The organism is Alkalihalobacillus phoenicis, from assembly GCF_047302405.1.
In the GTDB taxonomy this organism is placed as follows: Bacteria; Bacillota; Bacilli; order Bacillales; family Bacillaceae_D; genus Alkalihalobacillus.
On sequence record NZ_CP154853.1, the window covers coordinates 1,505,654 to 1,518,293 of the forward strand.

Annotated in this window: 13 protein-coding genes; 12 read left to right on the forward strand and 1 reads right to left on the reverse strand. The window is 35.6% G+C overall.

Going from position 1 to position 12,640, the window contains the following annotated elements; genetic code table 11:
- Positions 1-253 precede the first annotated feature (253 nt).
- The 5 genes from AA0017_RS07165 to AA0017_RS07185 are packed head-to-tail and all read left to right on the forward strand — an operon-like array spanning position 254 to position 4,167.
- On the forward strand, positions 254-1,324 hold the full coding sequence (locus tag AA0017_RS07165) for a helix-turn-helix domain-containing protein (protein WP_413380407.1): 1,071 nt from the start codon (positions 254-256) through the stop codon (positions 1,322-1,324).
- Entirely contained in the window at positions 1,311-2,816 is a 1,506-nt protein-coding gene (locus AA0017_RS07170) for a RecQ family ATP-dependent DNA helicase (RefSeq protein WP_413380409.1), read from the forward strand. Before AA0017_RS07165 ends, AA0017_RS07170 begins: the two co-directional genes overlap by 14 nt.
- Before the next feature lies 1 nt (position 2,817).
- Positions 2,818-3,405, forward strand: a complete 588-nt coding sequence (locus tag AA0017_RS07175; protein WP_413380411.1) for a CPBP family intramembrane glutamic endopeptidase — start codon at positions 2,818-2,820, stop codon at positions 3,403-3,405.
- Complete coding sequence (locus AA0017_RS07180) at positions 3,405-3,677, forward strand: hypothetical protein (RefSeq protein WP_413380413.1); 273 nt, start codon at positions 3,405-3,407, stop codon at positions 3,675-3,677. The genes AA0017_RS07175 and AA0017_RS07180 overlap by 1 nt, the downstream gene beginning before the upstream one ends.
- A gap of 43 nt (positions 3,678-3,720) precedes the next feature.
- On the forward strand, positions 3,721-4,167 hold the full coding sequence (locus tag AA0017_RS07185) for a DUF2663 family protein (RefSeq protein WP_413380415.1): 447 nt from the start codon (positions 3,721-3,723) through the stop codon (positions 4,165-4,167).
- A gap of 115 nt (positions 4,168-4,282) precedes the next feature.
- Here AA0017_RS07185 and AA0017_RS07190 read toward each other — a convergent pair whose 3' ends face one another.
- Entirely contained in the window at positions 4,283-4,504 is a 222-nt protein-coding gene (locus tag AA0017_RS07190; RefSeq protein WP_413380417.1) for a hypothetical protein, read from the reverse strand.
- Between the two features lie 586 nt (positions 4,505-5,090).
- On the opposite strand from AA0017_RS07190, the gene AA0017_RS07195 reads away from it, so the two are divergent.
- From AA0017_RS07195 to AA0017_RS07225, 7 genes are all read left to right on the forward strand, one after another.
- Positions 5,091-6,293, forward strand: coding sequence for an amidohydrolase (locus tag AA0017_RS07195; protein ID WP_413380420.1), 1,203 nt, complete (start codon positions 5,091-5,093; stop codon positions 6,291-6,293).
- A gap of 272 nt (positions 6,294-6,565) precedes the next feature.
- Entirely contained in the window at positions 6,566-7,096 is a 531-nt protein-coding gene (locus AA0017_RS07200) for an RNA polymerase sigma factor (RefSeq protein WP_413380422.1), read from the forward strand.
- The gene (locus tag AA0017_RS07205) at positions 7,093-7,881 is read left to right on the forward strand and encodes a hypothetical protein (protein ID WP_413380424.1); all 789 of its coding nucleotides are present in this window, start codon (positions 7,093-7,095) and stop codon (positions 7,879-7,881) included. Before AA0017_RS07200 ends, AA0017_RS07205 begins: the two co-directional genes overlap by 4 nt.
- A gap of 106 nt (positions 7,882-7,987) precedes the next feature.
- Positions 7,988-8,755 carry a metallophosphoesterase gene (locus tag AA0017_RS07210; RefSeq protein WP_413380426.1) on the forward strand — a complete coding sequence of 256 codons (768 nt, stop codon included), beginning with the start codon at positions 7,988-7,990 and terminating at the stop codon, positions 8,753-8,755.
- Between the two features lie 100 nt (positions 8,756-8,855).
- On the forward strand, positions 8,856-9,758 hold the full coding sequence (locus tag AA0017_RS07215) for a MerR family transcriptional regulator (RefSeq protein ID WP_413380428.1): 903 nt from the start codon (positions 8,856-8,858) through the stop codon (positions 9,756-9,758).
- 179 nt (positions 9,759-9,937) lie between these two features.
- Positions 9,938-10,537 carry a genetic competence negative regulator gene (locus AA0017_RS07220; RefSeq protein WP_003322423.1) on the forward strand — a complete coding sequence of 200 codons (600 nt, stop codon included), beginning with the start codon at positions 9,938-9,940 and terminating at the stop codon, positions 10,535-10,537.
- 1,135 nt (positions 10,538-11,672) lie between these two features.
- The gene (locus tag AA0017_RS07225) at positions 11,673-12,587 is read left to right on the forward strand and encodes a D-alanine--D-alanine ligase (protein ID WP_413380431.1); all 915 of its coding nucleotides are present in this window, start codon (positions 11,673-11,675) and stop codon (positions 12,585-12,587) included.
- Positions 12,588-12,640 lie beyond the last annotated feature (53 nt).

Consider the following 12,640-nt stretch of genomic DNA (forward strand, 5'->3'; position numbering starts at 1 on the left):
CAGTCTCTCTAAAGGGTATGACATTTTTCTTAAAGTACAATGTCTTCTGAAGTAGACTGTTTTTTTGTCTTCATCTATTTTAAAGCCAAATGTAAAACTTTTCAACAGCTTGATCTCACAAAAGAAAATATTCTCATGAAACAGACTCAATAAGTCGAGCGAAATTTCAACATTTTTTTACGAAATAGGACGTTTTTCTCAGGTTTCTTTGATAAAATAAGAGCAAGTTCATATGACTAGGAGGGGTTATGCCATGGTCAAATCGTCTGCATTGATTTCCTTAATCGTATTTTGGAAATGTCAAGGTCAAAGAAGTGTAATGGGTATATACCATATCCTCCAAGGAAAAAAATCAGCTCAAACAATCCAAGATGTTCATATTTTTAAAGTACAACGTTTTTTTGGCATCTTATCTTTTTTATCCAAACAACAATTTGAGACGATAACCACTACTTTAATAAAGGAAGGTTATATTATAGAAAATGATAACCAGACAATGGTTGTGACAAAAAAAGGAAAAGAATGGATTGAACGAGAGCAAAAAAATAGTTCATTTTTATCGGATTATCATGGCTGGACTTATTATCAGATCGATCGACTCTTTTGGCTGAGACTTATTTTATTTAGTCAATCATTAACATCGCTTAAAAGTAGATCCCCTTTTGTGCCGGTCGTTTCAGATTGGGCTGTGCAAACCTTTGTTAAAAAGCGAATAATCTCTCTTAAACGGCCATTAGACAACATCTTGCAAGAGCTTTATCAAGAACTTTTTGCGATTTTACAAACATGCTCAAATGATCAAGCGAGCCTATTTGTACTACAAATAACAAGTGCAGAGAAGATTGGTTATACATTAAATCAAGCTGCCGAGTTTTTATTAATAGATAGTGAAGAGGCAAGGCTGCTTCATTTAGCATCCCTTCATAAAATATTAACCGTCCTAACAGAACAAAACGATTCGATTCGATTCCCTTTACTAGCTTCTTTGATTGCTGATCAAAATCAGGACAACCACTTAACAAGCTCTACGAAAAAAACGAAGGAATGGCTAGAAATGGGCTTTACGATCAATGAAATTAGTAAAAGAAGACAATTAAAAGTAACAACGATACAAGATCATATTGTCGAACTTGCTCATATTGAAGAGCGGTTTTCGGTTCAAGCTTTTATAAATGAACAAAATTGGAACTTAATCAATGAAGCAATCAATGAAACATCTTCCATAAAATTGAAAGAAATCAAAAGGAAACTTCCTGATACTATTGATTATTTTATGATTCGTTTAGTTTTAGCACGAAGGGAACGAGAGCATGAATTTAGTTGATTCTTTAAAAAAATGGTTCGGCTATGATAGCTTTAGACCGGGTCAAAAGGAAATCATTGAAACGGTTTTAAGCAAACAAGATGTCATCGCAATGTTACCAACGGGAGCGGGTAAATCGATTTGCTATCAGTTACCTGCATTATTAAACAAAGGAACAACGATTATCGTATCGCCCCTTTTATCATTGATGGAGGATCAAGTTCAGCAATTGAAAAAAAATGGGATTAAAAAGGTTGTTGCGATTAATAGCTTTTTATCTTTTGCGGAAAAAAAACACCTGATCGAACATCTTCCTGACTATAAAATGATTTATTTAGCTCCGGAAATGCTTCGAAATAAAGCGATTATGAACCAATTAAAGCAAATGAAGATCGATTTATTTGTTATTGATGAAGCTCATTGCATTTCACAGTGGGGGCACGACTTTAGACCTGACTATATTCGTTTACAAGACGTAAGAAAGGCCCTTCATTATCCGCCAACATTAGCGATTACCGCTACTGCTACAATGGAAATTAGAAATGATATCAAACAGTTATTAGCTTTGACGGACGTTACAGAACATATCCATTCGGTTGAACGAGCAAATATCGCTTTTCGGGTCGAGAAATTTTTGCATACGGATGATAAGCTGAAACGATTATTGGAGTTAGTCGAACGTTTAGAAGGACCAGGAATGATTTATTTTTCAAGTCGTCTATGGACGGAGAAGGTCAGTTATTTATTAAAGCAACAACATCAAAAAGTGAGTCATTATCATGGTGGAATGTCTAATGAGGAAAGGTTATTAATACAGCAGCAGTTTTTGAATGGACAATTATCACTTATTTGTTGTACAAGTGCTTTTGGAATGGGAATTAATAAAAAGGATATTCGTTATATTATTCATTTTCATTACCCGACGGAACTGGAGTCTTATTTACAAGAAATTGGCCGAGCTGGTAGAGACGGGAAAGCTAGCATTGCCTATTTATTAGCGAGTTCTGAAGACCATCAATTAGCAAACAATTTAATTACGCTAGAACAGTTACATCCTGAGCAGATAGAAGGGATTATTAAAAGCATTGCAAAATTAGAAACGCTCTCTCAAGAGCACTGGTTGAGTATACTAGCAGCATATGAATGTTCAGAAACAAGTGGAAAAATTCTTTTATACCACTTTGAAACATATCGTTTCCTTATCGAGGGAAAGGTACAAAAAATGTCTTTAAACTCTTTAAAAGAAGAAATCGTTCGGATTTTTGATTCTAGACAAAATGTAAGAAAAAATAAACTCAATACGTTTGAACGTTGGATTAACACCCAAAATTGTCGGCGGAAAGAAATGCTTGCTTTTTTTGATGAGTTCCAACAAAAGAACATCGATTACTGTTGTGACAGATGTGGGTTTGAACAAGAGCACTATTTTTTTAAAGAGCAACCGCAATCACAAGAAGAGTCGTTTAAGTGGGAAACGGAATTAGCTCAAAAACTATTACAAGTAGGTTTATAAAATGGAGAAACAAGCGGTAACAGTTAAAGATTTAACGGTAAGAGAAATTGTTGTAAGTGTTTATTTAACCCAATTGTTTCTTTTTTTCCTTGCAATTGTTCTTAGTTTTCTCTTATTTAATCAGTTTTCAGACTGGCTTTTATTGTTTAAGTGGGATATAAAAGCGATTTTTGGTCTGGGTTTGATTGTGGTTATTATTGCTGTCATTTTAAATGTTGGTCTAACGTTTCTTTTTAGTAAAGAAGCAATGGATGACGGTGGAATTAATGAAAAGTTGTTTAAAGGCATATCTGTTCCACAAATGATTGTTTTATGTTTAGTGATTTCATTAGCAGAAGAGTTGTTTTTTAGAGGGGTGATCCAAACGACTTTTGGATTAGTCGTGGCTAGTCTTGTATTTGCAGGTTTACATTTTCGTTATTTAGGAAAACCTGTCTTATTTTTGGGAGTCGTTGTACTTAGTTTTTTAATTGGAATCGTTTATATGTGGACAGGTAATTTGTGGGTGACGATTTTTATTCATTTTTTAATTGATTTAGTGTTAGGTTTGATCATCAAATTTGAGCTAATAAAAGGGGGAACATCATAATGGAAAAGTCACGTGCGGCTCGTAAATATGTAGGTCAATTATCGGAAGAAGAACTAGAAGTGGAGTATGAATACAATGTTGAGCTAATAGAAGAACCCAAAGAGCTCCCACCACGTAGCAATAAACATCAGAAAAAAAGAGTAGTGAGAAAACGAAAAATGAGTTTTCGACTATTATTGGTGCGTGTTTTATTACTGTTGTTTATTTTATTAATTGCGTCTGTTTTAATATATCCATCATGGTTTGAACAACTTTTTAGTGGCTTGTTCTAAAAGGGTTCGTCCTCTCATATTTTCAAATAGGGAGGGCTTTATTATGAAAAGGAATTCTACAAGTTCTGAAGTGCCTGCTTTTTTTGACGAGATGTTACAAGAATTAATAAAAAGGAAGCAAAAGCTTGATAAAATGGAGAAATCACTTAAAATGTGGTCGATATTTGTTTTGAGTGCATTAGCGATTATTTCGGTGATTTCCCTTTATTCTTTTCTGTTTGGACGTTTAAGAACGGGGTTTTCTTATCATCAATTATTACAGATGGACTCATCAACGATCTTTTTGATTCTTTTACTTGTAACGGGAATTTTTCAAGTGAGGTATTTTCAAAAAAAGGAGAAAAAAGCTGAAAAAGAATTTGAAGAGCTTCGTTTTGAAATGATTGACAGAAGTCCAGAGATTTGGAACGATGATATTCAATGGAAAAAAAGGCATCGTTTTTTTAAGACAATTGAAAAAAGGCATGATATTAACCTTTTTTATAAGTAAAAGCATCTTCTACATGAATAGAAGATGCTTTCTATCATTGTAAAAGAAATTGGCTGGACGAGTGGACGTTGTTAAAGTGGATAAATGATCAAGCGACTAGGAAGCGGATAAAACATTAAGCACTTAAATGGCGAATTCCAAAAAAGAGATTTGTATCGCGGCGATAAAGTTTGCCACAAATCATAATAAAATCTTCATTAAAATCTTGAATTTGACCGAATGCAATTGTTTCGCTGTTTTTTGAACAGTATACTTCAATCGGTAGACCAAATTGTTGACTAAAGATTAAATCAGCATTTGTACTCAAAGATTTATCCGTTAACTTTAATAAGTTCATTTTGTATCCCTCCATCCTGTTTTTTTATACAAGTAACGATGAACATTTAAACAAATCATACTCACTTTTGAAAGCGTTTTCTAACCTTCTTAAATTTTAGTATACGTCTTTTATTTTGATTTTTCAATTAATTTGTTGGATTTTCTAACCTTTTTTAATTTTGTTATTTTTACATAAAAATGAGAATCGACTGTCCATTCATAAGGAAGGAATAAAAGCTTGTTTTAAAAATTGTCACATTTTGACGGCCGCTTGTCACAATGAACATGCTATAATTTTTTATAGAAAAGCTATTTTTAATAGATAGGGAGTGTTGATTCATGACATTAGTTCAACTTACAGCAGTGTTAGGAATCGGTTTGTTGGCAATGGTTGTAGCAGTTGCAATGGCCTACTATATGTTAAAACTTTCTCAGTTAACAGATTAATAATGTAATGAATCAAGCTGGTATCCTATCGGGTGTCAGCTTTTTTACGTTTGATTAAAGATACAAAACTGTTCGTTGTTTCATTTTTCGAAAAATATCGTTTTCTTTTTGAAGTTAGAAGAGTAAAATAAAAGAAAAAGAGTTTAGAAGGTGCTAAAATGATTGAACGAGTATTAGCTTATTTAGAACAACATGAAGAAGAAATGATTGAAATTCGTCGAGAGCTTCATCAATATCCAGAGCTGTCCTTTGAAGAGGTCGAGACACCGAAGAAAATTGCTACATATTTAAAAGATATAGGTGTGGAAGTAAAAACAGGTGTTGGTGGCCGTGGGGTTGTTGGCTATATTCGGGGGGCAAAGCCAGGTAAAACGGTTGCTCTTCGTGCTGATTTTGATGCATTGCCGATCCAAGAGGAGACAGGTCTATCTTTTGCCTCTAAAACCCCAGGTGTAATGCATGCTTGTGGTCACGATGGACATACAGCAAGCCTTTTATTGGTCGCAAAAGCATTGATGAAATACAGAGATGAATTGGAAGGAACGATCGTCTTGATTCATCAGTTTGCGGAGGAAATAGCACCAGGTGGAGCGATTCAAATGATTGAGGATGGTTGTTTAGAAGGTGTTGATGTTATTTATGGTACTCATTTATGGTCACCTTTTGAAGTTGGTGAAATAGGTTATATCGAAGGTCCAGCGATGGCTGCTGCCGATCGTTTTGAAATCGTCATTCAAGGAAAAGGTGGACATGGAGCCGCTCCACATGAAACGGTGGATTCGATTACAGTTGCCAGCTCTGTTGTGCAAACATTGCAACAAATTGTGAGCCGAAATGTTGATCCGTTAAAGTCGGCGGTTGTTACGGTCGCTTCGTTTCACGCTGGTGAGTCTTTTAATGTCATTTCTGATACGGCTAAATTAGTGGGAACGGTTCGTACGTTTGATTTGGATTTGCAAGATTATATTATCGAACGAATGGAGCAAGTAACTAAAGGGATTTGTGAGGCGATGGGAGCAAGCTATTCTTATTTATATAAAAAAGGGTATCCGGCACTTGTAAATGAACCTTATGAAACGAGTGAATTTGCTCGTGTCCAAACAGCTAGTTTTCCAGAACAAACGTTTTTTCAAATGGAGCCTGTAATGGGAGGGGAAGATTTTTCCTATTATTTACAACATGTTCCAGGTACATTCTTTTTTACAGGAGCAGGAAATAAAGAAAAAGGGATTCATTATCCACACCATCATCCGAAATTTGATATTGACGAGGCTGCACTTTTAACGGCAGCTAAATTGCTAGCCTCGTCAGCCTTAGCTTATTTATCAAGAAAGAAATTAAAGGTAGATAGTACTTTATAACTAGAAAAGGGTAAGTCAGTAATGAGGGCTTACCCTTTTCTTTTCACATAAGATGAATCATACGGCAGTTGAGAAGACGATGAGGTAGCGTTTTGAAATGCCTAGTTAAGGGAAACTATGTCTAGCTGCCTTGGCTCGTCAATTGACGAGTTTTCTTTGTGTTTGAACAAAAAAATGAAACGTATAAGACTTATTGAGCGTTACATAAGGGAATTATCTTATTATCCTCTTCATAAATGCTCGGTCGTCGCTGTAGGAGGTCATTAGTTCTGATGGAAGAAGAATGGTTAGCTCTTGCGAAAAAAGGTGATGAAGAAGCTTTTCACCACTTAATTAAAATCCATTTAAAAACCGTTGAAAAGTTTTGTTATCAACTTGGTGTGTCACACGCCCAAATAGATGATGTCACCCAAGAGGTATTTATAAAAGTGTATCGGTTTTTGCCAAAGTATACACATGGTAAGTTTACGACATGGTTGTATTCGTTAACTTTAAATGTGGTTCGTGATATTTATCGTCATGAACAAAGGCAAAAACGGAAAGTAAAGCAATTAAACCAAGAACAAGATTCGACTGTTTATCTAGAGAAACATTTTGATGAAGAAGCAAGGGAATTACATTATTATATTCAAGATTTAGATTCTAAGTATAAAGTTCCGATTATCTTACATTATTTTCATGATTTAAGTTATAACGAAATTGCCGATGTATTGAATGTAAGTGAAGGAGCGGTCAAATCAAGGATGTTACGTGCGAAAAAAAAATTAAAGGAAAAGTATAAAAAAGTAGGTGAACAGCTATGAGTTTGGAGCCTTTTGAGAAAAAGATGAAAAACTTAAAAAAACAATATGATGAGCTTCCATCTCAAAATTCAGCTGATCAAATTATGGAAAGAATAAAAAGAGAGGAAGTCGAAGAAGAACCATTACAAAGGAAAGGAAATCCATATTGGAGATGGGCTTCTCTTTGTGCGGGAATTCTTTTGTTTCTCGGAATAGGTTATGTTTTTACTCAAATGATAAGCGATCTTCAATTATCTTCCTCTGATTCCTCTGAGAGTGCGGAATATGATATGGCTGTTGGCGAAGAAGCAGAAGAGATGGAGATTGAAATATTCCAGTCAGAATCAGATATGGAAAATAGGTCGGATGACTCATTTGAAGAACCATATAGTGAGCTTGTTGAAATTCAATCCGGACAAATGCATTTTTGGACAGAGGTTCCAGTGGCCGTTACGATGTCAGTTGAACGGGAATATGTTTCTTTTCAGAATGCAGAAACGAATGAAAAGCCATTTCTTGTAATTGAAGAAGTGAGTGATGAGGAATCATTATCGAGATTTTTGAATGGTTTTGCTGTAAATAATCAATTAGAAGAAGTCGAAATGGAAGTCCCTCTCTATTTTTCTTCGGATCGACAATTTGAACAAATGCATTTTGAAAATGGAGACGATTTAATATATCTTATAGTGGAAAGCAAAGTAGATTATTCGATTGTGTACGTAATAATCGATTACGCAAGTACAGTACAACCCATTATCGAATATAGTCAATCGATTATTGAAAATATGAATTGGGTTGAATCATAATTTTCCACGAAGAATGGAATCTTATGAAAGGTAACGATAAACTCCCATCTTCACGTATGTTGAGGGTGGGAGTTTATCATGCCAATCGTATTAGGAGGAGAATTAGATGAAGAAATCACTATTAACATTCATTGGACTAGGGATTACGACAACATTAGCCTATATGTATTACGAAGCGAACCAAAATCGTGTATTGAAACAACGACTCTCATTTAACCATTTACCAAGCTCTTTTGATGGGTATAAAATCTTTTTTATTTCAGATGTCCATCGACGTCAACTTGATTCGAAAATGATTGATTCCTTAAAAGGCGAATGTGATCTCGTTATTATTGGCGGTGACTTTGTTGAAAGTGCAGTTCCGATGGCACGAGTAGAGGAGAATATTTTAAAATTAAAACAGTTAGCCGACGTTTATTTTGTTTGGGGTAACAATGATGTAGAAGTAGATGTGAAAAAGCTGACGGAATTGTTTAATAAATATAACGTTCATGTCTTAAAAAATGAACAAATGAAAATACAAAAGGGAACCGCAGAAATTGTCCTATTTGGAGTGGAGGAGTTGGATAAGCCGATTGATCATTTAGAGGCTTATAGTCAACTTTCTGAAGAGGTTTTTACGATCTTAATTAGCCATTTTCCGCTCGTTGAATCTTATTTACCGAGTGAACACCCTTTTTCATTACTATTGTCTGGGCATACACATGGGGGACAAATTCGTTTATTTGGTTTAGCGTTGGAAAAATTGGGAACGATTAAAACGGACGGGTCTTTAACTACCCTTATTAGCAACGGTTACGGAACATCGATTTTGCCATTAAGACTTGGAGCTAAAAGCGAAACCCATTTATTAGAACTCAAAAAAAGCGATTAGGAACACCTTTGTTTACACATGATTTATGTTTCGCTATACTTTATGAGGCAATCATATCATTCTGCCTGTTAATGGAGCTAGTTAAGATAGGAGAGGGAGCATGGCTTCTACGGATGGAAAGTATAACATAAAAGCAATAGCGAAGATGCTCGATCTTCAGCCAGGAACACTACGTGCATGGGAGCGGCGCTATCAATTTATCGAGCCGATTAGAAATCAAGCAGGACATCGCCTATATTCAGAAGAACATGTTTTAATCTTAAAATGGCTTATCAATAAAGTGAATCATGGTTTTACGATCGGACAAGCTGTCGATTTACTGAAAAAAGAACAAGAGCCAACTAGTAAACGAAGTGTGTCCACAAGTGAGGATTACACCGCACAATTAACGAAAGAGTTATTATGTGCTCTTTTATCTTTTAATGAGGACAAAGCTCAGCAATTATTAAATAATGCCTTTAGTTTATTTAGTTTTGAAAAAGTGTCAACTGAAATTTTAGAAACGACTTTAAGCAAAGTCGCAGCTTTATGGAAAGAAGCTGAGATTACAAAGGCACATGAGCATTTTGCTTCCACTTTTATTCGAGTGAAAATTGGTCAAATTTATCAAGGATTGCCCTTAAATACCTTTTTACCAAAAGTATTGCTCGTATGTGGACCAGGTGAAACAAACGATTTAGAGTTATTATCTTTATCTTTATTTTTGCGAAGAAAAGGCTTTTCTGTCCTTTATTTAGGAGAAGGAATCCCAGCTGAAGATGTAGAATTAATTTTAAACGAAACGGATGCGTCTATTTTTATTACATCATGTACACATGAAAAGAATGTAGCGAACACCCAAAAGTTGCTTTTGACCTTAGAGGAAAAAAAACGCGCTCTTACGATTGGGGTAGTTGGATCCGCTTTTTGGCAACTTCAGGATAATAAATGGACACGATATTTAATAGAGAAAAATTTTGACGATGTGAATAGTTGGATAAAGAAAATAATAATAGATAATTAGGTTTGTACACGGTCAACGAACTAGAACCTTCTTTTGTGTTCTCACATACCGTATGGTAAGAGGTCTTTTACTCATATGAACGGTTTCATTTGGACGTTTGTAGTTTAAAGGATGGCTTTATTAAGCATCATTTCCTTTAAGGGATGAATATTGTTTTGCGTAATGAAGGAGGGACATGAGTGCGGTTAGAACGTTTAGATATAAATAAATTTAAAGCATTCTTAACTTTCGATGATATGAATGAAAGAGGTATTACAAAAGAAGATCTATGGCAGGATGTGCCTAAAGTTCATGATTTATTTCGTGATATGATGCTTGAAGCAGATGATGAATTAGGCTTTAAGATCGATGGTCCAATTGCTGTTGAAGTTTTCGCAATGCCTGCACAAGGTATGGTCATTATCGTTACAAAAGGTGCTGTTGATGATGATTTTGATTTGGACGCCTTTGAAGAAGGATATATTGAAATGCAAGTAACACTTGATGAAAGTGAAGATATTTTATTCGAATTTTATGATTTAGAGGATGTTATACAGTTAGCTGAGCGTTTATATGCTTTTGGGGTAATCGGTGGTTCCTTTTATTCATTTGAAAATCGGTACTTCTTAAAGTTTGAGGAATTTGATATTGAACAGTTAAAAGAAGAGGCTTTTATCTCTTTATTATCTGAATACGGAAATTCATCTACGGCTTCTATATATCGAATTAAAGAGTATGGGAAAGAAATTATTGAATTTGAAGCAATATACAAGCTGTATCAATCCTTTGTGCAAAAATAAACTTGGTGACATTCCCAGTCATTGAGTTTTTATTTTTTTATTACTCAACTTTTGCAGAGTATGATTGACTCTTAACCGTTGATAGAGATTGATTTTAGGGCGATACCATACTCAAATTGACTTTACATGGACGGTTCAATCGTTGACAGTCTGAACACATCTCTTCGTAGGCTGTTGAAGGAAACTGTTCACTAAAATGAAGTGCTTCGGCTGTCGCTCCCAAAACCATACTCCGCGTCCTGCGGGAACCTGGCGAGCCTCCTCGGCAAGCCTTGCGGGGTCTCGCTCCACGGTTTATTCCCGCGGGAGTCTCCGTATGGTTTTGTCCGCTAAGTGTCGTGGAGATGCTTGATGATATGGCCATTCTCAATCAGCTATTTTTAACGCAGAAGGACCTTCTTCTTCACTTTGTTGGTTATGAAACTAAATAGGGAGTTGCCACCTATTTTTTCCTAAGTCTGTAGTCATGAAAAGACAGGATAAACAAGCTCGATCATCTAGCTAATGTACAGAGCATCAACACTGATTTGTTTACAACTGTAACGGAATTAGTCATGGAAGGAGAAAAATCATTCTCAAGCTACTGTACTTTGAAGTAAGGACTATTTTTTTATTCAATGAGAAAACTGAACCTAGATTCGATTCCATGATCTAGCGGACAAACAGACACGGAGACTCCCGCAGGAATAAACCGTCCAATGAGACCCCGCAAGCGTGCTGAGGAGGCTCATGAGGTTCTCGGCAAGGACGCAGAGTGTCTGTTTGGGAGCGACAGCCGAAGCGCATTGTACATTGTATATTTTTTCTAGATGCACAGTTTATCCGTTTGGTGTGATAGTGCGTTCTCGCTTTTTAAACGTGTCAAGGGCATTTGTTTAAGAGCTTCCCTTTCGCTCTGCCAACTCGTTGAACGGATTTTCTCGATGCGAAAGTTGAGTTATTAGTAATGGTTAAATAGAGAGCGGAAAAGAAGCTATCACCTCTACTCTATATGAAAAAGGCTTGCCGCTTGGTGAGTTTTCTTTTTCTTATTGCCTCCTTTCTGTTAAAATAATGATGCGGTTTGTATCAAGTGACCAGAAAACATGTGGGCGAATAAACTAATGTACATATATAAATAGGAGATGAGACATCTATGAAAATTGCGGTGTTATATGGAGGAGTTTCAGCAGAGCGTGAAGTATCGCTTTCATCAGGTAAAGGAATTATTGCGGCTTTAAAAAATAAAGGACATGAAGTGGTTGGAATCGACTTTAATCCAAACGAATTAGAAGAAATTATTCAGTTAGACGTCGATATTGTCTATATTGGTTTACACGGCCGGTATGGTGAAGACGGAAAAGTTCAAGCCCTATTAGATATGCTAAAAATTCCATATGTTGGTTCAGGTGTGCAAGGTTCGGCTTTAGCGATTGATAAAGCAAAATCGAAGCTCTTTTTTAATCGGGCAGGTACAAAAATCGCTAAAGAGCAAGTATTGTTTAAACATAGCTTTAAAGAAGAGGTCTTTATTTGTGAATTAGATTACCCAGTCGTTGTTAAACCGAATCAAGAAGGCTCAACGATTGGAATTACGATTGCTGAAGATGAAGAAACGCTTAAAAATGGCATTAAGGAAGCTTTTCAATTAGATGAAACGATTTTGCTGGAAGAATTTATTAAAGGTATTGAAGTAACCGTTGCTGTACTTGGTAATAAAGGCGCTGAAAAAGCATTACCAGTCGTAGAAATCGTGTCAAAAAATAAACATTATGACTATGAAGCAAAATATGCAGTTGGTATGAGTGAACATATTATTCCAGCCAGAATTTCTGCTGAACAAACAGAGTATGTTCAAAAACACGCCGTTCTTGCTCATCAAGTATTAGGGTGTGATATTTATTCACGAGTTGATTTTATCATTCCAGACCAAGGCGAACCAGTTATTTTAGAAGTGAATACATTACCAGGAATGACGCCGACTAGCCTTTATCCCGATGCAGCAAAAGAAATCGGCTTAAGTTATGATGATATGATTGAAAAGTTAGTCACGTTATCTTTAGAGAAATAAATGGCAATACAGGGGCTTTAGAGAATGGTGAAGGAAGCTCTTGTGATTGTGTG

Bases quoted from the DNA above. Each gene is read 5' to 3' on its own strand.
- AA0017_RS07200 (WP_413380422.1), top strand. From the start codon at position 6,566: ATGGAAGAAGAATGGTTAGCTCTTGCGAAAAAAGGTGATGAAGAAGCT.
- AA0017_RS07210 (WP_413380426.1), top strand. From the start codon at position 7,988: ATGAAGAAATCACTATTAACATTCATTGGACTAGGGATTACGACAACA.
- AA0017_RS07165 (WP_413380407.1), top strand. From the start codon at position 254: ATGGTCAAATCGTCTGCATTGATTTCCTTAATCGTATTTTGGAAATGT.
- AA0017_RS07215 (WP_413380428.1), top strand. From the start codon at position 8,856: ATGGCTTCTACGGATGGAAAGTATAACATAAAAGCAATAGCGAAGATG.
- AA0017_RS07190 (WP_413380417.1), bottom strand. From the start codon at position 4,504: ATGAACTTATTAAAGTTAACGGATAAATCTTTGAGTACAAATGCTGAT.
- AA0017_RS07225 (WP_413380431.1), top strand. From the start codon at position 11,673: ATGAAAATTGCGGTGTTATATGGAGGAGTTTCAGCAGAGCGTGAAGTA.
- AA0017_RS07185 (WP_413380415.1), top strand. From the start codon at position 3,721: ATGAAAAGGAATTCTACAAGTTCTGAAGTGCCTGCTTTTTTTGACGAG.
- AA0017_RS07170 (WP_413380409.1), top strand. From the start codon at position 1,311: ATGAATTTAGTTGATTCTTTAAAAAAATGGTTCGGCTATGATAGCTTT.
- AA0017_RS07195 (WP_413380420.1), top strand. From the start codon at position 5,091: ATGATTGAACGAGTATTAGCTTATTTAGAACAACATGAAGAAGAAATG.
- AA0017_RS07175 (WP_413380411.1), top strand. From the start codon at position 2,818: ATGGAGAAACAAGCGGTAACAGTTAAAGATTTAACGGTAAGAGAAATT.
- AA0017_RS07180 (WP_413380413.1), top strand. From the start codon at position 3,405: ATGGAAAAGTCACGTGCGGCTCGTAAATATGTAGGTCAATTATCGGAA.
- AA0017_RS07205 (WP_413380424.1), top strand. From the start codon at position 7,093: ATGAGTTTGGAGCCTTTTGAGAAAAAGATGAAAAACTTAAAAAAACAA.